This window comes from Novipirellula methanifontis (assembly GCF_052161655.1).
Taxonomy (GTDB): Bacteria; Planctomycetota; Planctomycetia; order Pirellulales; family Pirellulaceae; genus Novipirellula.
Map to the genome: position 1 here is coordinate 3,965,327 of NZ_CP197418.1, position 24,640 is coordinate 3,989,966.

Consider the following 24,640-nt stretch of genomic DNA (forward strand, 5'->3'; position numbering starts at 1 on the left):
AAGATCGTTTCGAGGAATTCTGCGTTCCATCCGGCTCGTTCTCGTTTTGTCATCAGAGATGAACGTGAACTGTCTTGGTCGAGTAAGCTTTTGCAAATCGGCGGGTGAAACTCATCTTCTCGGTCGCATTTTCCAACCGGATGCGACTGACGTCTTCGCCCAAAACAACATGCAACACCTCGGGAAATAAAGGGTGCAGGTACCGATAGTACGCAAGGCGAATGGCAAAGTCGATATAACGGTGCCTGGCCCCCGTTGCCTCTTGGGCCTTCTTGCCACTCGCCAGGAAGACCATCTGCCTCGGGCCTCATTACGTCAAATCATGGATCCGAATCTGCAACTTCGGTTTAACGTTTGCTGGAGAGGTCCTGTGTAACTTGATCGTGTTGCAGTCATTGAACTGCATAAATGACTCCAATTCACTTCGCAGGGCACGGAGTAACGCATCGGTTTTCAAGACCGTGGGTTCCAGTGCGAGATGATGAATATGCAGCAGTGATGCTTTCCTCTCGGTTTTGCAGTCCATTCGCGCGACAAGTTTTCCGTCCCACAGAATGGGTAAAGAGAAGTAGCCGTATCGGCGTTTGGGCTCAGGCACATAGCACTCAATTAGATAGTCAAATCCAAACAGTGACTTCATGCGGTTGCGCTGAATGACAAGATTGTCAAACGGCGAGAGTATCTTCAGCTTGCTGCGGGGCAATGGCTTTTTTAGAAGCTCCAATGAGTCTGGCAGCGCATAGTAGAGCTGGCCTGCGACACGAATCTGTAGCAGCTCGCCATTAGAAACCATGTCCTGTAAGGTCGCAGAAACAAGCGGCTTTGTGCCGCGAAGCAAATAGGCTATTTCTGCAGGCTGTCCCAACCCGTTTGCTCTCAGATATCGTGTAATCAGAAACCGAGCGTATTCCTGCGGCTCAGGGAGGGTGGTGTTGGTACCTGCTGGCAATACCCGCTCGGTGAGATCATAAACTTTGTGAAAGTTCACACGGTACGGCACCATCAGATCCCCCTGCATGAACAGATATTCCAAGGCGCGTTTGGCGGGCTTGGTTTTCCATTCACCGATCTTCTTACCAGTATGCTCAAAATCTTTGGCCATCAAGGGGCCCTCGGTGGCAATTCGCCTGAGCACCAATTTCATCAATCGCTCATCACGCTTGTACCAATGGCTCTGCTCGCCACTTGCCAACGCATGTTTGCGAGGCAGGCTAAACCGGTAGTCACGAAAGGGCAGGTAGGCAGCCGCATGAGACCAGTATTCAAAGACCTGTTTGTCGGAAAGCAGCTGATCGAGCTGGGAAGCTTTGTAACGCGGGTTGCGATTCCACAGAGTATGGTGATGGGCGCGCTGAACAACGGAGATGGTATCAATCTGGATATAGCCAAGGTGTTCAATCGCAGACAACGTCGCTTCGGTTGCACGACCGGTTTGATTCGTCGGTGGAACCCTTTGTGATTGCAAAACCAGTTTTCTGGCTTGTTCCGTAGAGAGTGATTCTTTCATAGGAGAGCAGTATCCAGCGGATCGAACCGTTTGGTCATGGTTTCGGATTCTTCTGTTTTGACGCAAACTGTAACACATCGACCACGTCCACCAAGCAGTGCACGCGGTCATACCCCTTAGAGAGTCAGTCGCCGATCACTCGCAAAATCGACAGACGCGAAGAACTTTTCTACAATCATTGTTGTGCGTGTCGTCGAACACGAACTTTACCTTCGGAATGAGCGAACGAAATGACCAAACCAGTGAGCAAAATACCGGACAATTGTGAAGGTTTCATTCCCTACCTGATCGTGAGGGATGCAGAGAAAGCCATCGATTTTTACGCCAAAGCGTTTGGTGGCCAGAAGGGGCTGGTGCTGAAAATGAATAGCGGTGATGTCGGGCACGCTGAAGTGATCATCGGGCGAACACGAATCATGTTGGCCGAGGAAAACGCGGACTGGGGAATTCGTAGTCCTGAAACCGTTGGCGGTTGCCCGGTGACGCTAACGATGTACGTCGAAGACGTGGACGCCGCTGCCGAGCAAGCGATTTCCGCCGGCATGACCGTCAAGCGGGAACTTGCCGATCAGTTTTACGGCGATCGTATGGTCACGCTGACCGATCCGTTCGGATACGACTGGTGTCTGGGAACGCACATCGAAGACGTCAGCGACGAAGAAGTTGCGAGGCGGATGAATGAGATGCATGGATGAGAATGATTGGGCTTTGTTTCGTAAGTTGAGAAAACCGAATCTAGACACGGTTAGTGTAAAGTCGTCCGCATGAAGAAAAGTCGAATCGTTGATGAATACATACGTAAAAACAAAAAGTGGCAGGAAGAGCTGCAGGCATTGAGAACAATCGTCCTTGATTGCCAGTTGACCGAAGAGGTGAAGTGGCGTGTTCCTTGTTACACGTTTCAGGGAAAAAACGTCCTTCTCGTTAGTAGCCTGAAGGAATATTGTGCGCTCAGCTTTGTGAAAGGTGCCTTGCTAAAGGATACCGACAATATCCTCTGCCAACCTGGTGAGAACACGCGGGCGGCGCGTCTGATTCGGTTCACCAACGTTGGCGAAATTGTTGACCTGGAACCCGTCTTGAAATCCTATGTTCACGAAGCGATTGAACTGGAAAAAGCTGGCGTGAAGGTCGATTTCCAAGAGAATCGGGCACTCGAAATTCCCGGCGAACTGCAAGCCAAGTTCGATGAAAGGCCCGCCTTCAAAACCGCTTTAGATGCGTTGACGCCAGGACGGCAACGAGGATACGTACTCCATTTTTCGAGTGCCAAGCAATCCAAAACGCGGGTGTCGAGAATTGAATCGTGCGTGCAGAAAATTCTCGATGGAAAAGGGATCAATGATTGCACGTGCGGCTTGTCTAAAAAAATGCCCGGCTGCGATGGATCACACAAGTCGATTCGCTGAGGGGAATACGAAACGCCGAGACGCAACCGGCGACTTTAAGAGGGTGTCCGAAAACCGAGAGTGATCGATAATTGCCGATTCGGCCGTAGCGTAATTCGTCAAGAATTTCGGACCTGATCGGGCCTGATCGAAAGTCTTAACGACTTACGCTACCCCTTTTCGGATACTCTCTAATCAGTACCCGAACTGAATACGAAACGCACCAAACCTTTGGACACGCCGGCCAAGTTTCGCAAGTGGTAACAGAACAACCACACTGTCGAATCGGAACTACGATTGAAAATCGAATGTTCTCTGGTTATGGCCCAACTGCGGATGCGACGGTGCAAGCGGTTGCGGAACCGACCAACCGGGTGCCTTTGATTACGGCGGTTAGTAATTTCATCTGCGATCTGCGGATATTCTGGTTCGGTCACGGAATTATAAAAATATTGCCACAATTGCCGTTTCATCACAGCTTCGAATCTAGCTGCGCACGTCAGTTCAATTCCGTCAACTCAGCCCTCATCAGTGCGCAAAGGCAGGTCCTAAACCATCCGCCAACCTGTCACTGACAACCTGGAAATTGGCGTGTACAGGTATGTTGCAGCTTTTCTTGATTTGTCTATACCACAACGCCGCAACGTCCGTAGGATACCTCAAGAAGTTGGTGCTTTTCGGGTCCTCAATTTGATCGCCCGCACCATTTCTCGAAGTAATCGAAGCGGAGAAAAAGATGGATACGACACGCTCAATCCAAGCGACCTCGGAGAGAGGCCACAAAGCCAAGGCTAGTAGGAAACGCTTTTTGCTGGCCAGCGATTTTGATCAAACTCTCAGCTTTAACGACACAGGAGTCGTCCTGAGCGAGATGTTGGGGCTGACGGATTTTGAAGAAAAAGTCAACGGACTTGCAAAATCGCACCTAGTTCAACAGGGTGGCGAACTGACTTATCTGCTGTTGCACGACCCTGACTATCGGCAAGTCCGAGCGGAACTTCTTACCGAAGTCGGCAAATTGATTCGGCTAAAGAAGAACCTCGCCCCGCTGATTCAATTGTTGGAAAGCGGAATCGAAGGGCATCGCTTCACGTTCTTCGTCGTCTCGGCGTCGCCCGAAGAAGTTGTCCGTTCGGCGCTGGAAGGAATCGTTCCGCCGGAACGAATTTTCGGGACGCGACTCAATTACGACTCAGTGACCGGCGAGATCACTTCCGTCGCCAAGCTGACTGCCGGGTATGGAAAGGTGACGATGCTCGATCATCTGCAGCAGCAGTTTGGCATCAGTTCCGACCGCATCGTGTACGTGGGTGATGGAAGCTCGGACGTCCATGTGATGTTGCATGTCAATCGGCGAGATGGGTTCACGATCGCAGTGTCTGAGAACCAACACATTGCGCCCATCGCTCGGCGAACCGTATTGAGCGACAACGCATTCAGTGTATTGATTCCAATTTTGGAAGACGTCGTCGGCTGGACGGATCGCGTAAAAGTTCGTGAGCTTTTTGAACAACACGGACTTGATGTGCAAGGCTGGGAGAAAACTCAAGTCGATCGGCTGACGATTCTCGAACCCTTGGCGGACTCGAGTTTTTTACTTTCGGCCGACATCGTTTGATGTGCAATGTCGCCATGGGTTCCGCGAAAGTCGACAAAACCGTCGGCACACGTCTTTTAGTTTAACAGCGTGGGCATTTCCCGCGACTGCGAGAACGTCGCGGCCCAATGGGCAGGCGGCTAAACGAGTGATGATGAATCACTCATCACGATACGGATATTCGAACGAGATCAATAAAAGGACAATAGGCATGAACGATGTTCGCCTTACAAATACCGCCCATCAATCTGTTCGCGCGTTGTTCTGCGTGAATGGGTTTCTGTTCGCCACCTGGGCTACACGCATTCCGGCAGTACAAACGCAGTTTTCATTGAGCGATGGCCAGCTAGGCATGTTGCTAATGGTGATTGCGACCGGAGCTGTTATCGCTATGCCAATCTCGGGATGGTGTTGTTCGAGGTTTGGCAGCAAGGAAGTTGCGATCGCCAGTGTTGTCGCTTACTTGGTGGGGCTTCCAGCAATCGCGTTGGTTCCGAGCGTGCCATGGTTGATGTTCGCGTTGTTCTTCTTCGGAAGTGCTCACGGTGCGCTTGATGTGGCGATGAATGTCCAAGCAGTCGAAGTGGAACGTAGGCGGCAGCAACCGATCATGTCGGCCATTCACGCTTTGTGGAGCCTCGGCGGATTGACAGGGGCTGTTGTCGGCGGACTGCTGGCCGCAAATGGCTTGGGAGTTCGCGTTCATTTCGTCGTGCTCGCAGCTCTGATCGGCTTGGCCGTGTATCCGATTTCGATCCATCTGCTCAAGGTTCACCAAACGGACTCGTCTTCGGACAGCGACAGGTCGTCGCTGACTGACTCGGCAGATTCCCGTCGTGATCGTCCCACCAAAACGATCCTAACTTTGGGAGTAATGGCGTTTTGCGTAATGGCCGGTGAAGGCGCGATGGCGGATTGGTCTGCAGTTCTCCTCACTCGCACGCTGGGTGCAAGCGAAGGTATAGCGGCAATGGGCTACGCTGCGTTTGCAATTGCGATGGCGGGAGGTCGCTTTGTCGGAGACGCAATGACGAAACGATTGGGGGCACGGAATCAGGTTCGCATTAGCGGCAGTTTAGCAGCGGCAGGAATTCTGCTGGTCGTGTTGGCTTCGCACATCACGGTCACCATTGTCGGATTTGCCTGTGTTGGCGCAGGACTTTCAACGATCGTGCCGATCGTGTTTAGTGCTTGCGGGCAGTTAAGAGGAGTAGCATCCGGAGCAGCACTCGCGACGGTCTCGACCATCGGCTACTTCGGTTTTCTGCTGGGGCCTCCACTGATTGGATTTGTAGCCGAGTATGCAAGCTTGCGAATTGCGCTCAGTGCATTGTTATTCACAACATTGATGCCGGTCGCTCTGGCGACTGTTCTGAAAGAAAAATCACCTGCGTTTGTTAAACGACCCCAACTGGCGACGGGCTGACACAATTGAGCACACAAATTTGTTTGGCTAGGACGACCGATCGGCAGTACGATAGGCAAATGTTATGTTGGATTTCCAATGGACCCTACGATTTCGCGTAGGCCCCACACGATTCTCGCACAACCAAAGTCGCTGGCAAAAGGTACGCCCGCGGAGGGATATCCCGTTCTTCAAGACTGTCGATCATCGCCCGAAAAGCAACGGCGGCGATGTCTCGGCAGGGCTGCCGCATCGTTGTCAATGGAACCGATAACAACGACGCATAGTTAACATCGTCAAAGCCGACCATCCGGATATCTTTCGGCACGTCGACTCCTGCTTTGGTCAGTGACTGTAACAACGTGGCGGCAGTGCGATCGTTACCGCAGATAATTGCATCGAATTCCCGTTTGCGTTTGTCGGTTAATTTTTTCAAGAAACTGGGGTCATCCGGTTCACACCGTTGTACGAAATCCTTGCCAACATCGATACCTCGGGCGAGTATTGCTTCACGGACTCCCGCGATTCTGAGTTTTGCGGTGGGGGCAGATTGGTGCGTCAATAGAAAACCCAATCGTTTGCAATCGAGTTTGAGCAGATGCTCGGCAACGGTAAAACCGGCAGCAAAATTGTCGATTCCCACCAAGTCAAATTCACTTCGTTGAGGAAAGTCGGCGAGATCTCGATCCAGCAAGACTACGGAGATTCCTGCTTTCTGCAATCGGACAGCAAGCCGGTGATTCAGCTCGTCTCGATTGTCGTGCTTCTCCAGAGGTGCAAAAAAGACACCGCTGACTTTATGATCAATGTAGTGTTGGCAAAGTGCTTCGGCGTCGTCGATGCCATCCTGCTCTGGGCTTTCCCTTGCATCACGCCCCTCCCACAATAGCCCGTAGTCGTGGACGCGGGCCAGTCGCGCCAACGCGCCGCAGATGACTTCAAAGATCTCCGTGCTTCGCAATTCAGGGACGAGCAAACCAAGCTGGCGGGTGCTGTCGGTGGTCGAGCGGTTGTGCCGTACGTAGCTGCCGGAACCCGCGCGGCGTTCGATCAGTCCTTTATCCTGAAGCTCTCGCAGTGCCCGGCCGACGGTCGGACGAGACACGCCGAATCGCTTAACAAGCTGGGCTTCGCTCGGCAATCGTCCGGACGGTTTGAATTGACCGGCTGCTATTTCTTTGATGAGTGTTTCCGAGATAAGTTGATGTTTGCTCTCTTTGGGCATGGAATCTGTCACTTTCGGCTACCGGTTTTAGAGGGTATTCGAAAAGGGGTCTGACCCTCTCCGGCGAGGCATAAAACTCAACAAGAACGACTCGCTTCCAAAAGGTCAGCTCCCTTTTCGAATACCCTCTTTTGCTGACAAGATTTTGAATGCTTTTAGTAAACAGTCTACACTGATTTAGCGTTGGTCGAAGCTCTGATTGCACTAGGGAAGCGTCAGGGCGGCTTTCAGCGTCTACGCCCACGAATAGACTCATCGTCGTTACCCGATGCCGACACGCGAGATTGCTCGAACTCATGCTGTGGCGTTCACCGAAAAGTGTCAATTCATTGTCGATTTGCAAGTCGCTCAATCGACTAGATGCTGTGACGTGTCACCGAAGTGGCAAGAACGATTAACCTTTGATTGAAAGAAGAGACCAATGAGCGACAAGAAACTTGAAATGAACCCTGTTGGCTGGTTCGAGATTTATATCCAGGACATGGCTCGGGCGACAAAATTTTACGAAACTGTACTCGACATCAATCTGGACAAGCTTCCTTCACCCGTGGAAATGGAGATCGAAATGATGTGCTTTCCGATGGAGATGGGGCTTGCCGGTGCCGCCGGAGCACTGGTCAAAATGGACGGCTTTCCGTCCGGCGGAAACAGTACGCTGGTGTACTTTGTTTGCGAGGACTGCGCAATGGAGGCCTCGCGGGTTGAAGCAGCGGGTGGGAGTATTCACAAACCCAAAATGTCAATCGGCCAATATGGGTTCATCGTGCTGGCGGTCGATACCGAAGGCAACATGTTCGGACTTCACTCGCAGCAATAACGACGAGAACCAGCCATGAAATACATGTTTTTGATTTACAGTGCCGAAGAATGCTGGACGCAAGAAGAGTGGACGCAGTGCACGGAGGATTCACGCGATATTTGTCACGAATTGGCCGCCAAGAATCAGTTCATTGCGGCTTCACCCCTGCATCCCGTTGCGATGGCGACCAGCGTCCGTGTGCGTGAAGGAAAACGTCAGATCACCGACGGTCCGTTTGCCGAAACTTCCGAACAGCTTGGGGGTTATTACATCATCGACGTAGAAAATCTGGATGATGCGATTTCGATTGCCAGTCGCTTGCCGCCTGCCAAAAAAGGGACGGTCGAGATCCGCCCCGTGTACGAAATGCAAGATTTGCCTAAATCAGGTTAACCTAAGTTGGCAAACAGCTATGATTTACGTGAATAGCGATGAGCGGACTCGAACCGCTGACCTAAGCCTTATGAAGACTCCGCTCTAACCGACTGAGCTACATCGCCGTGTGGGTGAGAAGTGTACCGGATTTGCTTCGGTTGAAAAAGCCGATGTAGTGACACCTTTTTTCTCAAATAGGATCGCGCTGTTGCACCCCAGTTTGGGTGATGCGGACTAAATGAGTTAGTCCGCGAATGAGCCTCGTTCCTCACCAAAGTTTCCGGAAACCTTCATTTCCGATTGGCAGTTTTATAGTGCGATGAAGCTTCCTCGAAAAGGGCAGGTTTGGCAGGAAACGTAGATCGAGGGGATCAGGCTCGCTTTTCGAGCGTCGTGTGTGCATGATAGAGGCTTTATGCCGGTCATTACACTGATATTTCTGCGGCCTGAAAACGGTTCAACTTAGGGATCACGAATGAGTGACAACCTCAGTACAGATCAAATAGGGGAAGATCGACTCGCCGATCGGGCTCTCGATGACCGTCCACAGGATGCCAGGTCGCCGCCCACGACGGTCGCGGACGCCAGTCTCGAAAATTTGCGGGATTGCATCAACAACGCCGGAACCCTCGCAATCGCCGATGCGATCACCGTTGTGGATCAAATTGCCTCGCTGCTGGCCGTGCTCCACTGCAACGGGATCACTCACGGAGCGATCGAGCCCGCAAATATCGTATTGAACGATGAAGGAATCCCGACACTTGTCGGCGGTGAATGCTCCGCTTCGATCCAAAAGATCAACCCTGACAAGGAAACGGCCAGACCGGGGGACGAAGGCACCATGGCGGCACAAGCGGCCGATGTCAGCGTTGACCTTCAGGGTTTGGGGTGGACGCTCTATTTCTTGCTCACCGGACGTGGCCCAATAAATTCAAGCGATCTCGCGCATCTTGATGCCGTTGATGCAGAACTGGGGGTGGCGAATCCCATTTTTCGACAACTGATTTCTCAGGATGAGACACAGCGATATGCGTCCGTCAACGAACTGAGATTCGATCTGCGGAAACGAGGGCTAGTTGATCTCGATTCCGAAGTTTTTGATGAGGTCGAGACGCTGACAAACGATTTGCAGAGGTTGCCGATTGCAGTTCAGGCGACCGAATTCTGCGAACCCCATCAGGACGATCCTCTCGCAGTGCCGCAAACCGGCCTTGGCCGCAGTTTGCCAGTGGCGATAGGAGTGGCCGTTGTGGCCGTCGCCGCAGCTGCGTGGTATTTCTGGTCGAATTGATGGCTTTCAGCGCGTCACTATTTTTTGGGTTGTCGTCCAGTCGTGACTATTGGTTCGCTTTGACCGGTTGATTTGAGTGTTTTGCATTTCGATTCTTTCGATTTCGCTAGCCCCTCGAGTTGCGTGACCTATGTTTGCAATGGTCTGAGATTTGTCCGCCTGCTTTTTCTTTTGGCGATCCCACGAGTCTCGAATCAGCGGATACACCTGACGTAACAAACGATTCGTCGGTACTTTCTCGCAATCAGGGGTTCGGTTTGATGGGGCAATCCTTTGCAGTTTTGAGTCCAGTTCCGTTTGAAACGACGGATCCGGATAAATCAAAAACGCCGCGTTTAATGGTTGTCGATTGCGACGTGAATTTCGTCGAGTCACAACGACGTGTCTTTCGTGCTTACGACGTCAATTTTCTGGCTGCCTTTAATGGCAAGCAAGCAATCTGGCGGATCGTCACCGAGAAACCCGATTTAATCATCAGCGACACGCATACGCTGTATGGCGACGGAGAGAATCTTGTCCAGTGGCTACACGAGAACTCGGCATCGCTATCGATCCCGGTGATCGTGGCCTCCAATGAGTCCGATGGACACGACATCCGGTGTCAGCAAATGCAGCCAGCAGCGGACGAGTTTGTTGCCAAGCCAATCGCCAGCGATCAAATGCGCGAGGTCGTCAGTCGTTATATCCCGCTGACGCTCAAGAAGCCGCTGTAGCTCGGCCAAAACACGCTCGGGCGAGGGATTCAATCGTATTTATGTAAGCCGACGGCGCTAGCCGCGGGCCCTGCGCACTAAAAGACGCTGGGATCGAGGCCCGCGGCTAGCGCCGTCGGGTCACAAAGTTTATGCGGACCACCCCCATCCCGGATGTAAGCAGATCCTTGGAGCCGAATACTAAACGGTCTCGGCGGCCAACGTCTTACCAGTAGATGCCAAAGTTGGGACCGATCTGTACTCCGCCTCGGTAGCCGTACGGATAGCTGCCACCGTAGTAATAGGGACGACCGCCGTATTGGTAGTATTGATACGGATAATACGAGGGATAGCGATACACCGGAGCAGAAGGCACTCGGTAGCGATAGCTGCGATTGTCTTGATAGCGATAGCGTTCGCCAGTCCAATCGTTACTCAGATGTGGCAAGTTGTAGGGGCGTTGGAAGTTGCCTTGGTTCCCTCGACCGTGATCGCCGTGGTCGTGGTCATGGTCACCCTGGTTGCCTCGACCGCGTCCTCTACCGTCTTGCTGAACCACCAATTGGACAAAGTTTGCTGGATCGAATTCCTTGCTCGACAAATCGTCATCGGGATTGTTTATTGCACCCCGGTCACTTTTCTGCTTTTGCGAGTTGCTGGATTCGGTGGGCATCCGACGCTTTAACTCATCCATCTCTTTCTGCAAAGAACGCATCTGCGCACGCATGTCGTCAATCATTTCTTCCATTACGTCTGGAGGACCTTGATGCATGAATGGCGGAAAGTCGAGATCCGACGATTGGCCATCAAACGGCTGGCCTGCGGGGCCACCTGTGGGGCCAAAAGGTCGGCGGAACCATCGCAGAGGAGCATTGCCAACCTGGCCGAGCGTCACTGCAATCTGCTGTTCTTCGTCGCCGCGTTGGATTGTCAAGTTGACCTTTGCACGCGGTTCAAAATCACGAACCTTCTCTACGAATTCGTCGATCGATGTTATTTTTTGGTCATTGATTTTGATAACCACATCACCGGAAGTGAGGCCTGCCTTTTGTGCGGGGCTGTTCGGGTGAACTTGTTCGATTGTCACGCCTGATTCACCGTTGTCGCGATCTGCCAGCGCCACACCCAACCACGCTTGCCGACTGTTGGGCAACGTTTTCGCCTCCGCAGCCAATGCGACCTGCTTGGTCATTTTTTGACCACGACGCCATACGCTGACGTTGACGGTGTCTTCGGCCGAGAGTCCTGCGATGACTTCTTTCAATTCTTTGGGCGACGATACCGTTTTGTCATTAACGGCAAGAATATAGTCGCCACGCTCGATTCCAACCCGATCTGCGGGACTGCCCATGACGATGTCTTGAACGCACACTCCCTGACCGGGGCATGAGCCGACAAGCACGCCAAGTGCGGGGGAATCTCGGTCGATATACTCTTCCGGATCGACTTCCGTGGACGCGGGAGCAGCGGGTTCGGTGGTATTGGATGCAGCGGTTTCAGGCGTTTCCGCGGCATTTTGTGCAATCGCGACAGCACCCGATAGAGGCACCGCCACTGCACCGGCGATCAGCCATGCGAGCGTCGATTTCTGGTAGGTTTTCATCATTTTGAAATCCGTATCGAAGAGTGTGCGGGTAAAAAACTACGGGTTTTTAAGCTGCAAATTTTGTTCCCGATCGTGAGTCGCTGAAACACAATGCAGGGGGATTGATGATTGCTAACGAAGGCTTGGCATTTTCGATTGACGGGCTCGGACAGAGTAATGAAGGCGGTGCTTTATCCTGCTGTCGTTTCCGGCCATGCGTAACAACGCTGGCGATGGAATCAACTATACTGCGATAGCATTGACGCATGAAACAATTAGATTCGCGTTGGAGTGGCTTCGAGTCGATTGGAAAATTTTCAGCATGAAGGTTCTTGTAGCGGAAGACAGTACGGTGTCCCGGCTGCTGGTGGTAAATCACCTGCGACGCTGGAACTATACGGTTGTCGAGGCGGTGGACGGTGAGCAGGCTTGGCAGATGTTTCAGGAACAATCCTTCTCGCTCGTCTTGACCGATTGGATTATGCCGAACATGGATGGGCTGGATTTGATTCGACGTATCCGTAGCTCGAAACGCGCCGGGTACTGTTATCTGATTTTGCTGACGTCCAAGTCTGAAAAAGAAGACTTGGTGACGGCGATGGAGTCTGGGGCGGATGACTTTCTAGTCAAACCCTGCGACCAAGAAGAACTGCGAGTCCGGCTTCGTGAAGGCGAGCGGATCATTCGGTTAGAGCAGGAGCTGGCGGAGCAGAACCGACAGTTGCGAGAGACGCAGGCGGCATTGGTCGAGAGCGAAAAACTGGCTAGTCTCGGTCATCTCGCCGCCGGAATGGCGCATGAAATCAATAATCCCATCGCCTTTGTCACTAACAATCTCGCCGTGCTTCGCCGCGACCTGAGTGACATTGTTCAATTGGTCGACAAGTACGAGGAAATTCGCCCGTTTATTCAGGGGGCGCCCTCGGAGTTGCTCGAAGAACTGTCGCAACTGCAAGAAGATTGCGACATCGCATGGCTGAGAGAGCATTTGCCCCAACTTCTACAGTCCTCTAGCGATGGTTTGACACGAGTCCGCGATATTATCAAGAATCTCCGCGATTTTGCCAGACTGGATCAAGCGTCCGAAGACCGTTTGGAGCTTAGAGATGCGATTGAGTCGACGTTACAAGTATTGAAACTTCAGACCCAGACGAAGCAGATTCAGATCCAAAAGGAGCTCGATTCGGATGCCGCGGTGCAATGTCGACCTGATAAGATCCACCAAGTCATCTACAATGTTATCTTGAATGCAATCCAAGCGAGTGAGATGGGGGCGATCGTAAAAGTTCGCCTATTCGACGATGCGGATTGGACCGTTATCGAGGTGCAAGACTTCGGATGTGGAATGGATGCACAAACGAAAAACTCGGTGTTCGAACCATTTTTTACCACGAAACCGGTTGGAACGGGAACGGGCCTCGGCATGGCGGTTAGCTACGCAGTCGTCCGTGACCACGGGGGATCGATCGCGATCGAAAGCGAAGTGGGGCAGGGAACGACGGTGCAAGTTAAATTGCCACGGGAAAATACGAGTACCGAGTAACGTAAAATATAGGATTAGGCGGACTGAAAAATGGCAAAGTCACATTCAATTTTGATTGTCGATGACGAGCCTGATGTGCTCTTTTCATTGACGGGGTTATTGCGACGTGACTTTAACGTCCATACCGCGACAAGTGGTGCTGAGGCGCTGCAGATCATGCGGGAACATCCGGTTCATGTCATCATGACCGACCAGCGAATGCCATCGATGACCGGATCCGAATTGATGCAAAAGGTACGCAATGCTCACCCCGAAGCCATTCGGATTATCTTTACCGGGTATGCAGATACGCGGGCGGTTGTCGATGCGATCAACCAAGGCGAATTGTATCGCTACATCACCAAGCCATGGGATCCCGATGATTTGCTGGAGATGCTCAAAGAGGCGGCCCAGCGGTACGATGCGATCGATGCACAAGCGGAATTGATCCAGTCCCTGAGTGGCTATCTTGACGATGCTGATCATGTCGTCAGCACCTTGGATGAGTCGAAGTTAAGTGACGATACGGTCGAACGTTTTAAGGCTCAGACGGAGAGTATGCGAGAAACCCTAAAGCGAGCAAAAACTGACGATGAGTGATCGGCAACTTGCACCGTTGGTCGTTCTAATCGATACCAGCAATTGCCTTTGGCATGCAGGGACGTTCGACGCGTCCAGTCAACCTGTTCCTTTGATCCGGAGTGATTCGGGAAATTTGGATGCGTACAAGGGGCAGCCTTTCGACGAACAAATCTCGTTTCTGCGCCATCGTTTGGCGGGCGTGTTGCAACGCGGGTGTGACCGGCTGTTCTCAAGGCAGATGAAAGCGAGTCATTTTGTTTTGATTGCCGACGGCGACTTTCCCGAAGCGGACGAAAGCGTCACGCCGCGGTTGGCCGAGCACTTTGTCCAGTGGATGATGAACCCGCCGGTGGTTTACCTGCGTGCGCCGCAGGGCTTCGACGTGCAAGACGCAGGTGATCTCGAAGTGATCGCCGGAGACTTTCCCACCGAGATCGCGTCAACGGTTCAGACGGGGCTTTCGCAGCTCGTCACGCTGCAAAGCGACTCGGACCTATGGGAGCGAATCGCCACCCCGCAGCGATAATCGGTTTTGAGTTGAGCGGCGGCCGCTCCGTGAGCCGACGGCACGTCGACGTTGTCAGCAGCACACCGCAAACCGTCCGGGCGAAGTGAGTAAAACGTTTAATTCAAACCGTGCGGCTTGCGCAAGGCCGCTAAAACTTTGGGCTTGTTGTGCTTTTTTTGTTTCGCAACTTTTCTGTCACCTCTCCACCAACTTCGTTGGGGGAGAGGTAACTGCTGAATAGACCGGAAGAAAAACTCACTCCCAATATCCGATGTCAACACCAAAGTCTTAGCAGTCCAGCCTTGTACCGCATCGCTACAATTGCCACGCGCTTATTGCCCAATCGGACCACTGGACGAATGCAACACAACCCCTGCCGGCGATTGCAGGTATGCGATCAAGTCGCGTCTCTCCGCCGCAGTCAAATGCTCTAGCATGCCTTCGGGCATCATCGACAAACTCGATCCTTTTCGTTGTTCGATACTGTCCAGTGGGACGACGACTTCTTCGGTCGCGGTACTTAGCGTCAGTTGGAGTTGGTTTTCCTCGGCGATCACGCCCTGCAGAATCCGACCGTCATCTAACAGTAGCATCGTGACGCGATAGTTCGCTGGCACGATTGCACTCGGATCGAGAATGTTGTCTAGCAAATAGTCCAGATTCGCTCGCTGAGATCCAGTCAGTTCGGGTGCCAAACCACCTCCTTCGTCAAACAGTTTGTGGCACGACGCACACGTTTTGGCGTACACCTTTCTACCATTAACGAGACTGGCCGCCGCCAATGACTCGGAAGTGAATTCGGCTCGGTACTGTTCAATCAGCTCGCGTTTTGTCTCTGAAACAGGCCGAACCTCTCCCCAGACTTCGCCCAGTCGGCGGGTGAGCTTTTCGTCATTGATCGCCTGTAATTGGCGAATGATCAATGCCGAAACATCCGATCTTGGAATGCTGCCCTTGTCGATCGCGTCCAACAGCGGATGAGCATATTCAGGCCGCGTCGTCAGACTTTGAATAATCTCTTGCCGCTGTTCCGCAGTGACATCCGGATAACGAGCGAGAAGCAACTTGGGAACGTCTTTGCCGCCGACCGATACCAAGCCGCGAATCGCGGCGGTTCGCAAATCCTTGTCATCCAACAACGATTGCAGAAGCGGTCCCATTCGCTCGGCCTTGCGAGTCAACAGGATCTCAAGGGCATCCAATCTTTGTTTCGGATCCTGGCTTGGGTCCCTTGCAACATTGCGGAAGTCATCCATCACGGACGCATCGCCAAAGATGGTGCCAAGCAATTTTGCCGCGTGTTGAACCTCAACGTCCCGATGCGTTTGCAAACGTGCGTAGGTGTTGGGCCAAGCCTCGGGCATCGCGATGTTTTTGACACCCGCGTACGCATCGAGTGCTCCTCGCAAAGTATCCAATTGCCAATCGCCAGGGTCGGCGGTACGCCACAGGGTTGCCAAACGGTCAAAGCCATCGTCCAGTGCCAGCATGCGCCGAGCCACATGGCTGCGGACAAGCGGCATCGTGATTTCCGGCAACCACTGCAGCACCAATTCAGGATGTGATGCGACCATCGGCTCCACCGCGTACCAGTTCAATGCCTGCAACGTGGTGTCGCCTGCATCGTCGCGGTTAGATATCAGTTGTTTCAGAATGTCACGCACCTCGTTGAAATGACCAAGGCGGATTCGCCGCTGACAAGTCGAGGCGAGCGAACGCCGGATCAGTGGAGTTGATTCGACAAGTTGCGAGGCGATCGTGTCGCGTAATTCCGCCGACCACGCGGTGGGTTCGTCCGCAGCTAATTGGATCATCCAGAATCGAAGCCACTCTGACGATTCGTCGTGAACGATTCCCGAGGTACTAATCGCATCCATTCCACCGACTGCATACAACGCCCACAATTGGCGGACCGCTTGCTGATCGTTTGTTGGTTTTAGCTCGGTCAGCAGGCCAGCGATCTCGCTTCTCGCCTCGGGATTCGCCGCTCGTTCTTGCAAAATTCGCCGTGATTGGCGGACATTCCACTCGTTCAGATCAAACTGCATGGCAACCAGATCAGCATGCGACGCGGCCGCCAGATTGAGTGGTGTCTGTTTTGTATCTCCATAGACCACGCGATAAATGCGGCCATTGGATTGGTCGACAACTTGGTAGTTATGGCACTCGCCGGTGTCACTCCAATCGGTAAAGTACAATCCGCCATCGGGGCCGCACTTGACCGTGATTCCGCGAAACCAGGGGTCATTGGCGAGTGCAAAATCGCGTGCGTGATGGGCCACGTAGCTGGGGCCTTCACGCTCCAAAATGTCTCGATTCAGGCGACTGCCGTGAATGTTGCACATGAAAACGTTGTTGCGATATTCCGCCGGGAAATTATCACCCAGATAGATCGCACACCCCGAGTGCGCGTGCCCGCCGCCAGCGTCGTCATGAGCTTCACCGGACCGTGATTCGGTCCAGTGACCTCCGCCCCAGTGGATATGGTCGGCACAGCTTGGCAGCAGCGTGTAGGCATAAGGATTCAAGTCCTGGCCAAACATTCGGTCATAGTGGGCGCCAGGGACAACGTGAAACAGATGCTTGATCACACAATTGGTGATAAAGGCTTGGCCAAATTCGTCGAAATCGAGTCCCCACGGATTCGTGGTGCCACTGGCGACAACATCGAACGTTTTGCGAGTCGGATGGTATCGCCACACGCCACAATTCATGCGTGTACGTTTCTCGTCCGGCGTTCCCGGTGCTCCGATCTTCGAGTTCGATAGGATGCCGTTGCAGCCGTACAACCAGCCGTCGGGGCCCCAAACCAACGCGTTAAACACGTTGTGTTTAGCGTTCAGATCCCATCCATCTAGCAGAACTTCCGCAGGCCCGTCCGGACGATCATCGCCATCGTGGTCCGGTACGAAGATCAGATTCGGAGTGGCCGTTAACCAGACCCCGCCAAACCCCAGCTCGATTCCCGTCAGATTGGCTCCATTGTCAAGGAACACGGTCCGCTTGTCGTGTACGCCGTCGCCGTCGGTGTCTTCGTAAATCGCGACGCGATCATTCCCCGTGCCATCGGTGCTCCATCCGGGATAGGACAAACATTCCACCACCCACATGCGTCCTCTCGCATCGAAGGTCATCGCGATCGGTTGCACGACGTCGGGTTCACCGGCAAACAACGTGACTTCGAAGCCGGGCGGAAGCGTCATCTGCTGTGCCGCCAACGATGCGGACACGGGGGCGGTGGTGGGTTCGTTCGCAAAAGCGGTTCCCGCCCATAAAACCAACACTATCGAGACAAAATTGCTGATCACGCCACGACGTTTCATACTCTCGCCCACATTCCTAAACCATTTATAGTACAACTTGAAGTCTATAGTGTATCTCCGTTCGTCCTGCCTGCCTCCCCCGTGGCGAACAATTGGGAAATTCACTGTCGTTTTCCCGTTGATTTGCTAGTTGTGGGAAACGTGACGCTCGCTAGCGTCCGTTGACTAATTGCCCTCCCCAGGTGATGAGTCCGCATTTTGGTCGCGGTTCCAGCATCACGACAGTGAATGAGTGTTTGTCCTTTCCATCATTGAGTTATGAAACGGAAGTGTTCACATGAGACCTGGCTTTCTTCTTGCGATCCTTGTCGGTTTGACGATGTTGACTGGCGTTGCGGTCAACGCTCAAGAGAGTGCGTCATGGCGTTACTCTCCTGAGTTGCTGCAACCGTTTTGGACGAGTAGTGTCGTCGAAGACGAATCGGTACTGTTCCTTCGTGAAAACCCGACCGAGGCTGCCACCGGTAAGGTGTTGTTCCCGATCAAAGAGATCGTTTCAGTTCAAAGTTCGTCGGGCGAGACCACTTACGAAGCAGGAGTGGACTATCGCTTTGAGCCAGGGTCTCGCGAGTTGGTCATTCCGGTGGGATCGCATATTGTGACAAGCACTCCGTCGGATCTGCGGCGTCCCGCCAATTCTCAACGGCATCGATTGACGCACCGTGATGGCAACGGAGAAATCCTGTTTGGCGCGACGCTCGAGTATCACCAGATGCAGACGCTTGTGACCTACGAAAAGATGAGTGACGATTGGCCGGTGGCGATGCCTGCGTTTGACCCCGCCGTATTGCCGAACACGTTGAAAAAACTTCATGACCGCGAACCGCTATCCATCGTATTGCTAGGCGACAGCATCTCGACCGGCTGCAATGCATCGGGATGGGGCAATGGGGCTCCCTATCAACCCGCATACCAAGACCTGTTGGTGCAACATCTTCGCGCTCATTACCAGACCGAGGTTACGCTGACCAACTTGTCCGTGGGAGGCACCTCGACTCCTTGGGGGATCACGATGATCGACAAGGTCGCCGAACATCAGCCGGACCTCGTGATCCTTGCCTTTGGCATGAACGATTCCGCAGGCCGCACCGCCGAGGACTATGGTCAGAACGTGGCCACCATGATCGCCAACACGCGTACCCTGTTGCCCAAGTCCGAATTCATCTTGGTCGCATCGATGCTGGGAAACCGAGATTGGGTCACGCTGAAGCATGATGTGTTTCCCGAGTATCGCGATGAATTAGCGGCACTGCGAGAACCGGGGGTCGCGTTGGCGGATATGACCAGTGTCTGGGACGAGTTTTTCAAGCGAAAGAAAGATGCCGATCTGACAGGCAACGGCGTGAATCATCCCAACGATTTTGGCCATCGCGTTTACGCCCAAATCCTATCCGCCCTGCTGATCGATCCAAGTATCGCTACAGCAAAAACGAAATGACATTAAGGTCGGGATGGCTCGCGTCGACATCGCTCCCGACTATTCAATCCTTGATTCTTTAAGAAAACAATGAAGCCTTCATTCGCCGCCTGCAGCTCCCGTCCGCAACTCCTCACGGCCTTAATGGTTTCGCTGCTGACGACATTCGCAACGGCGGATGAAGCCGTCATTGAACGTCTGGCTGTCGAGCCTAACACCTGTTATCGCCTAAAATTCGACGCCAAGATCGAGGAGGGATCGGCGACATGGTTCCTCAATACGATCGATCAACAGGGCGATGCCCCCTTTGCGGGCAGTCACCATGATGCGTGGCAAAAAATCGTGCCTGAGAGGACTCACTACTCTCATGCATTTCGCTCTGCCCCGGATGCAGCGACGCTACTGTTTACCGTTCGCTATGAAGGGCAAACGCCGCAAGTCAGCGACGTGCAACTGGATCGCGTGACTCCTGAAGGGCTGTTTATTAACGGCGATTTCCTCGAAGGTCCCGGTAATTACTCCGGTTGGTCGGAACATCTAAACACGCACTTTATCGAAGTCGATGGCAAGACCGCCTTGAAGATCGAACACAACGGCTACGCCTTGACCGATCGCATCCCCGTCGTCGGCGGAGCGGACTATCGCTTCGACGCTGGGTCGACGATGCCAACTTACGTGTTGGGTTATGACATCGACATGCACCTGATGACGCCGACTCCGTACCACCGTAAACGCGAACTGAAGACACCCGAGCAGGCGGCTTATCTGCGTCTGCTGTATCAGACCAGTTTTGACCATATCCCTGCTTACCGAACGAAAACGATCACGTCGGTAGGACTGCAACCGGTCGACGCCAATGCGATCGCAACCGTGACGGATCTGCCCCTGTATCCCGGCGAAGTGGTGCTGGACAGCGAAGCCGATCCGAGGGAGGAGCGGGCGGCGAACGAGCTACGGCACTGGATCCGAGAAATCACCGGCAAACGTCTTGTCTTGCTCACCAAACCGTCCAAACGCAACAACACCAAAATCTATCTTGGTGCAAAGTGGGCCAAAGAATACCAACAAGATTTGGATTACCTTGCCGAGTCAGATGGCTATGCCGTCCGTCGAAGTGGGAACGAGATCTTTGTATTTGGAAGCCATCCTCGGGGCACGTTGTTTGGTGTGTACGCATTGCTGGAGAAAAACACCGACATCATTTGGCCACGCCCGCATCCCGATTTCACCGCGCTCTATTCGCATGTCCCGGAGATCGAGTTTTCTCAGACCGACATTGTTTCCCGTCCAGCGTTCAAAGTACGTGAGATCAACTTTTTCGGAGGCGATCCCAATCCCGTGATTAGTCACGAATGGATCGGCCGTAACGGTGGCAATACTCCGACGAAACTGGGGAAAGGTTTCGGATATCTGCATTGGTTGTCGGGAGCGACGATCGGCGCTGGTGGCGGCTACATTTGGACTTTCATCGGTCTCGACCAGAAGGATGAAACGCTGTACCCGCTGGTTAACGGTAACCGCCTACGCAATATGTGGCGTCAACCCTGCTATACCCATCCAGATGTCCCCAAGGTGATGGCTCAGACCGCTCGCGAAATCCTCGAAAGCGTTCCTGGCCGACAGCTCGAATTTCTGATTTCGCGGGTGGGAGACAATTGGGAAGTTTGTAGTTGTCCCGAATGCATGCAGCCGATCACATTGGCCGATGGCAGCCAATTGCACGCCAAATCGACCAGCAGCATCAAAGATCCGCTCTTCTTTTCGACACGCAACTACATGATGCTGAACCGGATGGCGGAAGAACTGGTCAAGGATTACCCCGACCTGGAACTGCACACGCACGCCTACATTTTTGCCGCCGAGCCCCCCAAGGTCAAAATTCATCCCGCCATCGTTCCCCACTTTGCCGCCTACCCAACCAAAAATGAACGCTATCCCATACTCGAGCAACCCTCCGAACCGGGTGCCATGTGGGGACGGCGAATGCGACAATGGAGCGAAGAGCAAGATGTGAAATTCGGGTTTTTTGGCTACTACTACGGCGAAGGGTTTAACGCACTGGCCGACACGGCCGGTCCCGATTACAAGGCCCTTGCCGAGATGGGCGGAGTCCACGCACATTGCGAAGGTTTTCCGGGCGACACAGGCGATCTGAATAGCTGGGACTTCGACGGTTGCGAAAAATGGATCATTGCAAAATTGCAGTGGGATCCCACGCTTAACCCTGCTGACCTGCGCGACGAATATATCACTCGAAGCTATCGCGATGCGTCGGCACCGATGCGACAGTTCTATCAGCTGATTAACGATTCCTGGCACGATTCAACCAACCCGACTACGGTGAATTGCCACACACCGGCAAAGGAGTTGTTCCAGAAATTCATCGTCGACCCCGGTTTGGAAAAACGACTAAGAGTCTTGCTGTTGGAAGCCCAAGCCATTGCATCGGACTCAAAATCCAAGAGATTGATTGAGCGGGTGCTCGCCAAGTTCGACCAACTCGCCGCCGGTCTCAACCGGCTGCTAGTCCCATTGGTTCCCGAATCGACCGAGCAATGGAGCCAATATGATTCACCTCACTGGTACAAGGCTCACGAGATCGACGGGTTCAAACGCATCGCCAACGCACAACCGATTGCCGAGAATTCACCGGCACCGCAGCAAACAACAGTCGTCATGATGCGGGACAAGGATCAGCTGTACTTCAAGATCGATGCTTTCACAAGCGGCGATTCCGACGCGGCGCCCCCACAACCGTCCGATGCCTTTCCTCAAGGTGACCGCGTTGAAATGGTACTTCGCAGCGGTCGAGACACCTATTACTTTGCAATCGGTGAGGACCACGGAACCTACTTGCTGAAAAACTGGAGCACGACTCGCCCCTGGAGCAATCAGGTCCAAGTGCAATACCTTCGTGGCGAGGGGCGTTGGTCTGCACTGGTGGCCGTTCCACTGAAAGATATTGGAGCGGATCGTGGCAGCATTGATATCGACGGAAAATTCAGTCGGGTTGTCCACCCCGCGACAACCGACCGCGAGGAAAGCACTTACGACGGCCGAGGAATCTTCAACGACCACACTCTCCTACGCAGCCCTTTGCAGTTTGATTAGATCCTCTCCATCCGATCCACCATCGTAGGATCGCATGATTGGAGTGGGACCGCTATGGCTGTTCGCGCTGTACGGCGGTCCTCAACACGTCTTCTTTTGAAACCATTTCCGAAATCTCTCTCATGAAATTGATTCCATTGCTTGCCGGACTTTGTCTGCTGCTGAGTTCCGCATCGGCAAATGCCCAAACACTACTCAATATTCCCTTTGACAATAACGACGACCTTAAACACATTGTCTCGCCCGATCCGGGTTTATCGATAGGTACCGCATTCGAACAACAAAGCTGTTTGATTGTCGCGAGTGACGTGGATGCCCAGGCGTTGTCGCCTGTTGAAGTGCACTCCTTACAGAAATACAAACTGACGGTCCGAGCGGCCGTTGACGATACTGATACCGTCGAGACCAACGACAGGCTGACTGAGATTCTTGCCAAGAATCGAGGCAAGAGTTTCGCCGCATGTGAACTGACGTTTTTCGACGATGGCGGTAAGGAAACGACCTTTCTGCTGTATGGCAAGACACGGATGGAGACGGATAGTGTTCCAATCGTCTCCCGCCAACTACACGACTTCGTCACCGTTTTTTATGCCCCGCCCAACGCCAAGACGTTACAGCTGAAACTGTTGCCGCGAAAACGAAAACTATGGATCGACAGTATCGTCCTCGAACAGGAAAAATCGGAACCAACGGAAAACTGTAACCCCGACTTTCGTTACGGCACCTTCAACCTCAGTGGTTGGGATCCGGACTCAGAGGGCAGGCTGTATGCTCGAGCAGACGGGGAAACTGTTTTGAAGTGTGGGAATCAGGGCCGTAGTTCTTTTTTCGCCGTTGACGACCAATCCAGGTATTCCTTTCTGTGCAAAGGAACCGGGTTCTCTTCAAACGCGGGAAAAGTGACAGTCTCGTTTTATGACATCACGGGAAATGAGCTGGGCTACACGCACTTATTCTGGGACAGAGACATGCAGAACGGAGCCACCAAAGCGGGCATCCAACCACTGCCGGGATCAAAGCTGGCGATGCTAAAAGCCTCACGTATCATCCTCGAAAAAGTGATGGTAACCAAAGACGACCCGGAAACGAATTAGAGCCTAAGAGTGCATGGATGCTGGCAAGGCATTGTGCGCCCTGCGTTCACGCCGTTTGTCGTTAAACGCATTTGCATTGGCCAATAGGTTATCCTGTTTGCCATTCAAAAACTTTTGCAACCACGAGGCGGAATCGGCGATGAGCTCGAACCAACATGTTCCCGCGACCGACATCACCCAACTCGAAGAACTGATCAGTCGTCCGACGGAGGCGGTGATCTCGACGATGTTGCATTTGTCGGGTGATATCATGGTGCTCGGTGCCGGTGGAAAAATCGGGCCGTCGGTTGCCCGCATGGCCAAACGTGCTTCGGATCAAGCGGAGACAGCACGTCGTGTCATTGCTGTCTCTCGCTTCTCGGATTCTGCGAGCCGCAAACGGCTGGAAGAATTTGGGGTACAAACGGTCCAGGCGGATTTGCTTGATGCGGATCAGTTGAATGGATTGCCGGACGTAGATAACATCCTTTACTTGGCGGGGCACAAGTTCGGAGTGACCGATAATCCGTCGCTCACTTGGGCAATGAATAGCTATTTGCCGGGAACCGTGATGCAGCGATATCGCGATAGCCGAGTTGTCGCCTACTCGACCGGTTGCGTCTATGGACTGTCCGATTTGGTTCACGGTGGTGCGGTCGAAACCGATCCCTTGCAGCCAACGGACGAATACAGCATGAGCTGTCTCGGCCGCGAACGAATGATTGAATATTTCAGCAGGACGAACAGCACACCCACGTCGATTCTACGGCTGAATTACGCGGTGGAGCCTCGCTATGGCGTCTTGGTCGATATCGCCAAAATGGTGCTTGCCGAACAGCCGATCGATGTGACCATGGGGCATTGCAATGTGATCTGGCAGGGTGACGCTAATGCGATGGCGTTATCATCACTGGCTAATGTCAGCAGCCCGCCGTTTGTGGTGAACCTTGTTGGCCCCGAGCTGCTGAGTGTCCGCGGGATCGCCGAATCATTCGGGAAATTGTTCGACAAACAAGTGCGTTTCGTTGGCACGGAGTCATCCTCCTGTCTGCTCACCAATGGGCAACGCTGTCACGAGATTTTTGGATATCCAGAGGTGCCGGTGCAAAAGGTGATCCAGTGGACTGCGGATTGGATATTGCGCGGCGAACCCACGCACAACAAACCAACGGGATTTCAAGTTCGCGACGGCCAATATTGATTCGCAACTCAGTGCCCCCCAATACCCGTCCCGCAATTC

20 protein-coding genes and 1 tRNA gene are annotated in these 24,640 nt (G+C 53.2%); 15 read left to right on the forward strand and 6 right to left on the reverse strand.

The features are described 5' to 3' along the window. Window positions 1–52: 52 nt before the first annotated feature. A complete protein-coding gene (locus tag SH528x_RS13900) occupies window positions 53–295 on the reverse strand; it encodes a hypothetical protein (RefSeq protein ID WP_442511115.1) in 243 nt (80 codons plus the stop codon). A gap of 15 nt (window positions 296–310) precedes the next feature. Next, window positions 311–1,507, reverse strand: a complete 1,197-nt coding sequence (locus SH528x_RS13905) for a winged helix-turn-helix domain-containing protein (RefSeq protein ID WP_442511116.1) — start codon at window positions 1,505–1,507, stop codon at window positions 311–313. 242 nt (window positions 1,508–1,749) lie between these two features. Here SH528x_RS13905 and SH528x_RS13910 point away from each other — a divergent pair, with 242 nt between their 5' ends. The 4 genes from SH528x_RS13910 to SH528x_RS13925 all read left to right on the forward strand — a co-directional run bounded on the left by SH528x_RS13910 (window position 1,750) and on the right by SH528x_RS13925 (window position 5,918). Continuing rightward, window positions 1,750–2,202, forward strand: a complete 453-nt coding sequence (locus SH528x_RS13910) for a VOC family protein (RefSeq protein ID WP_442511117.1) — start codon at window positions 1,750–1,752, stop codon at window positions 2,200–2,202. A 69-nt stretch (window positions 2,203–2,271) separates the two neighbouring features. Next, entirely contained in the window at window positions 2,272–2,916 is a 645-nt protein-coding gene (locus SH528x_RS13915; protein ID WP_442511118.1) for a DUF1801 domain-containing protein, read from the forward strand. Window positions 2,917–3,631: 715 nt separating this feature from the next. Next, window positions 3,632–4,513: an HAD-IB family phosphatase gene (locus SH528x_RS13920; RefSeq protein WP_442511119.1), complete on the forward strand. Its 882-nt coding sequence runs from the start codon at window positions 3,632–3,634 to the stop codon at window positions 4,511–4,513. A gap of 190 nt (window positions 4,514–4,703) precedes the next feature. Next, window positions 4,704–5,918 (forward strand): MFS transporter, encoded by a 1,215-nt coding sequence (locus SH528x_RS13925; RefSeq protein ID WP_442511120.1) that lies wholly within the window; start codon window positions 4,704–4,706, stop codon window positions 5,916–5,918. An 85-nt stretch (window positions 5,919–6,003) separates the two neighbouring features. Here the strand turns inward: SH528x_RS13925 and SH528x_RS13930 are convergent, their stop codons facing one another. Then, window positions 6,004–7,122 (reverse strand): substrate-binding domain-containing protein, encoded by a 1,119-nt coding sequence (locus tag SH528x_RS13930; RefSeq protein ID WP_442511121.1) that lies wholly within the window; start codon window positions 7,120–7,122, stop codon window positions 6,004–6,006. A 421-nt stretch (window positions 7,123–7,543) separates the two neighbouring features. Between SH528x_RS13930 and SH528x_RS13935 the strand changes: the two genes are divergently transcribed. Together SH528x_RS13935 and SH528x_RS13940 are read left to right on the forward strand one after the other, a co-directional pair. Beyond that, a complete protein-coding gene (locus SH528x_RS13935) occupies window positions 7,544–7,939 on the forward strand; it encodes a VOC family protein (RefSeq protein WP_442511122.1) in 396 nt (131 codons plus the stop codon). Window positions 7,940–7,954: 15 nt separating this feature from the next. Next, window positions 7,955–8,314: a YciI family protein gene (locus SH528x_RS13940; protein WP_442511123.1), complete on the forward strand. Its 360-nt coding sequence runs from the start codon at window positions 7,955–7,957 to the stop codon at window positions 8,312–8,314. Between the two features lie 33 nt (window positions 8,315–8,347). Here the strand turns inward: SH528x_RS13940 and SH528x_RS13945 are convergent. Beyond that, a tRNA-Met gene (locus tag SH528x_RS13945) sits at window positions 8,348–8,421 on the reverse strand. 350 nt (window positions 8,422–8,771) lie between these two features. Between SH528x_RS13945 and SH528x_RS13950 the strand changes: the two genes are divergently transcribed. Together SH528x_RS13950 and SH528x_RS13955 are read left to right on the forward strand one after the other, a co-directional pair. Then, window positions 8,772–9,587, forward strand: a complete 816-nt coding sequence (locus SH528x_RS13950) for a hypothetical protein (RefSeq protein WP_442511124.1) — start codon at window positions 8,772–8,774, stop codon at window positions 9,585–9,587. Between the two features lie 260 nt (window positions 9,588–9,847). Then, the gene (locus SH528x_RS13955; protein WP_442511125.1) at window positions 9,848–10,300 is read left to right on the forward strand and encodes a response regulator; all 453 of its coding nucleotides are present in this window, start codon (window positions 9,848–9,850) and stop codon (window positions 10,298–10,300) included. A gap of 205 nt (window positions 10,301–10,505) precedes the next feature. Here the strand turns inward: SH528x_RS13955 and SH528x_RS13960 are convergent, their stop codons facing one another. Then, window positions 10,506–11,885 carry a PDZ domain-containing protein gene (locus tag SH528x_RS13960; protein WP_442511126.1) on the reverse strand — a complete coding sequence of 460 codons (1,380 nt, stop codon included), beginning with the start codon at window positions 11,883–11,885 and terminating at the stop codon, window positions 10,506–10,508. Between the two features lie 301 nt (window positions 11,886–12,186). Here SH528x_RS13960 and SH528x_RS13965 point away from each other — a divergent pair, with 301 nt between their 5' ends. The 3 genes from SH528x_RS13965 to SH528x_RS13975 are packed head-to-tail and all read left to right on the forward strand — an operon-like array spanning window position 12,187 to window position 14,494. Then, window positions 12,187–13,407, forward strand: a complete 1,221-nt coding sequence (locus SH528x_RS13965) for a response regulator (RefSeq protein WP_442511127.1) — start codon at window positions 12,187–12,189, stop codon at window positions 13,405–13,407. A 30-nt stretch (window positions 13,408–13,437) separates the two neighbouring features. Then, complete coding sequence (locus tag SH528x_RS13970) at window positions 13,438–13,986, forward strand: response regulator (protein ID WP_442511128.1); 549 nt, start codon at window positions 13,438–13,440, stop codon at window positions 13,984–13,986. Next, on the forward strand, window positions 13,979–14,494 hold the full coding sequence (locus SH528x_RS13975) for a hypothetical protein (RefSeq protein WP_442511129.1): 516 nt from the start codon (window positions 13,979–13,981) through the stop codon (window positions 14,492–14,494). The genes SH528x_RS13970 and SH528x_RS13975 overlap by 8 nt, the downstream gene beginning before the upstream one ends. 314 nt (window positions 14,495–14,808) lie before the next feature. Here SH528x_RS13975 and SH528x_RS13980 read toward each other — a convergent pair whose 3' ends face one another. Beyond that, window positions 14,809–17,799 (reverse strand): PVC-type heme-binding CxxCH protein, encoded by a 2,991-nt coding sequence (locus tag SH528x_RS13980; RefSeq protein ID WP_442511130.1) that lies wholly within the window; start codon window positions 17,797–17,799, stop codon window positions 14,809–14,811. Window positions 17,800–18,076: 277 nt separating this feature from the next. Between SH528x_RS13980 and SH528x_RS13985 the strand changes: the two genes are divergently transcribed. The 4 genes from SH528x_RS13985 (at window position 18,077) to SH528x_RS14000 (ending at window position 24,601) form a co-directional block, all read left to right on the forward strand. After that, window positions 18,077–19,237 (forward strand): SGNH/GDSL hydrolase family protein, encoded by a 1,161-nt coding sequence (locus SH528x_RS13985; RefSeq protein ID WP_442511131.1) that lies wholly within the window; start codon window positions 18,077–18,079, stop codon window positions 19,235–19,237. A gap of 69 nt (window positions 19,238–19,306) precedes the next feature. Further along, the gene (locus SH528x_RS13990) at window positions 19,307–22,327 is read left to right on the forward strand and encodes a DUF4838 domain-containing protein (RefSeq protein WP_442511132.1); all 3,021 of its coding nucleotides are present in this window, start codon (window positions 19,307–19,309) and stop codon (window positions 22,325–22,327) included. 122 nt (window positions 22,328–22,449) lie between these two features. Next, window positions 22,450–23,421, forward strand: coding sequence for a hypothetical protein (locus SH528x_RS13995; protein WP_442511133.1), 972 nt, complete (start codon window positions 22,450–22,452; stop codon window positions 23,419–23,421). A 139-nt stretch (window positions 23,422–23,560) separates the two neighbouring features. Beyond that, window positions 23,561–24,601 carry an NAD-dependent epimerase/dehydratase family protein gene (locus tag SH528x_RS14000; RefSeq protein ID WP_442511134.1) on the forward strand — a complete coding sequence of 347 codons (1,041 nt, stop codon included), beginning with the start codon at window positions 23,561–23,563 and terminating at the stop codon, window positions 24,599–24,601. Window positions 24,602–24,640 lie beyond the last annotated feature (39 nt).

What these genes read in the sequence shown, in the direction of transcription:
- SH528x_RS13900 (WP_442511115.1), bottom strand. Translation starts at nt 295, where the DNA reads ATGGTCTTCCTGGCGAGTGGCAAGAAGGCCCAAGAGGCAACGGGGGCC.
- SH528x_RS13905 (WP_442511116.1), bottom strand. Translation starts at nt 1,507, where the DNA reads ATGAAAGAATCACTCTCTACGGAACAAGCCAGAAAACTGGTTTTGCAA.
- SH528x_RS13915 (WP_442511118.1), top strand. Translation starts at nt 2,272, where the DNA reads ATGAAGAAAAGTCGAATCGTTGATGAATACATACGTAAAAACAAAAAG.
- SH528x_RS13920 (WP_442511119.1), top strand. Translation starts at nt 3,632, where the DNA reads ATGGATACGACACGCTCAATCCAAGCGACCTCGGAGAGAGGCCACAAA.
- SH528x_RS13925 (WP_442511120.1), top strand. Translation starts at nt 4,704, where the DNA reads ATGAACGATGTTCGCCTTACAAATACCGCCCATCAATCTGTTCGCGCG.
- SH528x_RS13930 (WP_442511121.1), bottom strand. Translation starts at nt 7,122, where the DNA reads ATGCCCAAAGAGAGCAAACATCAACTTATCTCGGAAACACTCATCAAA.
- SH528x_RS13935 (WP_442511122.1), top strand. Translation starts at nt 7,544, where the DNA reads ATGAGCGACAAGAAACTTGAAATGAACCCTGTTGGCTGGTTCGAGATT.
- SH528x_RS13940 (WP_442511123.1), top strand. Translation starts at nt 7,955, where the DNA reads ATGAAATACATGTTTTTGATTTACAGTGCCGAAGAATGCTGGACGCAA.
- SH528x_RS13950 (WP_442511124.1), top strand. Translation starts at nt 8,772, where the DNA reads ATGAGTGACAACCTCAGTACAGATCAAATAGGGGAAGATCGACTCGCC.
- SH528x_RS13955 (WP_442511125.1), top strand. Translation starts at nt 9,848, where the DNA reads ATGGGGCAATCCTTTGCAGTTTTGAGTCCAGTTCCGTTTGAAACGACG.
- SH528x_RS13960 (WP_442511126.1), bottom strand. Translation starts at nt 11,885, where the DNA reads ATGATGAAAACCTACCAGAAATCGACGCTCGCATGGCTGATCGCCGGT.
- SH528x_RS13965 (WP_442511127.1), top strand. Translation starts at nt 12,187, where the DNA reads ATGAAGGTTCTTGTAGCGGAAGACAGTACGGTGTCCCGGCTGCTGGTG.
- SH528x_RS13970 (WP_442511128.1), top strand. Translation starts at nt 13,438, where the DNA reads ATGGCAAAGTCACATTCAATTTTGATTGTCGATGACGAGCCTGATGTG.
- SH528x_RS13975 (WP_442511129.1), top strand. Translation starts at nt 13,979, where the DNA reads ATGAGTGATCGGCAACTTGCACCGTTGGTCGTTCTAATCGATACCAGC.
- SH528x_RS13980 (WP_442511130.1), bottom strand. Translation starts at nt 17,799, where the DNA reads ATGAAACGTCGTGGCGTGATCAGCAATTTTGTCTCGATAGTGTTGGTT.
- SH528x_RS13985 (WP_442511131.1), top strand. Translation starts at nt 18,077, where the DNA reads ATGAGACCTGGCTTTCTTCTTGCGATCCTTGTCGGTTTGACGATGTTG.
- SH528x_RS13990 (WP_442511132.1), top strand. Translation starts at nt 19,307, where the DNA reads ATGAAGCCTTCATTCGCCGCCTGCAGCTCCCGTCCGCAACTCCTCACG.
- SH528x_RS13995 (WP_442511133.1), top strand. Translation starts at nt 22,450, where the DNA reads ATGAAATTGATTCCATTGCTTGCCGGACTTTGTCTGCTGCTGAGTTCC.
- SH528x_RS14000 (WP_442511134.1), top strand. Translation starts at nt 23,561, where the DNA reads ATGAGCTCGAACCAACATGTTCCCGCGACCGACATCACCCAACTCGAA.